Origin of the sequence: Gemmiger formicilis (assembly GCF_016901605.1) — a bacterium.
In the GTDB taxonomy this organism is placed as follows: domain Bacteria; phylum Bacillota; class Clostridia; order Oscillospirales; family Ruminococcaceae; genus Gemmiger; species Gemmiger formicilis_B.
Map to the genome: position 1 here is coordinate 1 of NZ_JACJKP010000504.1, position 367 is coordinate 367.

Here is a 367-nt window from a genome sequence, read left to right on the forward strand (position 1 = left end):
AGCTTTTGGCAAATTTTACGGGTCCCGGGCAAAAGAAAACACGCAGCGGCCGCACAACCGCTGCGTGTTTTGGATTCAACGCGTTATTTCAGCACCGCGCCCTGGTTGGCGCTGGTAACAAGCCGCGCGTACCGTGCCAGCCAGCCCGTCTTGATGTTGGGTTCCGGCTGTACGTAGGCCGCCTTGCGGCGGGCCAGTTCCTCGTCGCTGACGGCGAGGTGGATCGACGCATTGGGGATGTCGATCTCGATGGTATCTCCCTCTTCGACCAAACCGATGGGGCCGCCCGAGGCAGCCTCCGGGGAAACGTGACCGATGGCGGCACCGCGGCTTGCGCCGGAGAAGCGTCCGTCGGTGATCAGCGCCA

Annotated in this window: 1 protein-coding gene; it reads right to left on the bottom strand. The window is 63.2% G+C overall.

Annotated elements, in window-relative coordinates; translation table 11 throughout:
- Nucleotides 1-83 precede the first annotated feature (83 nt).
- Nucleotides 84-367 (bottom strand): dihydroxy-acid dehydratase (locus H6B10_RS15660; RefSeq protein ID WP_204652382.1); only part of this gene is annotated, 284 nt, incomplete at its 5' end.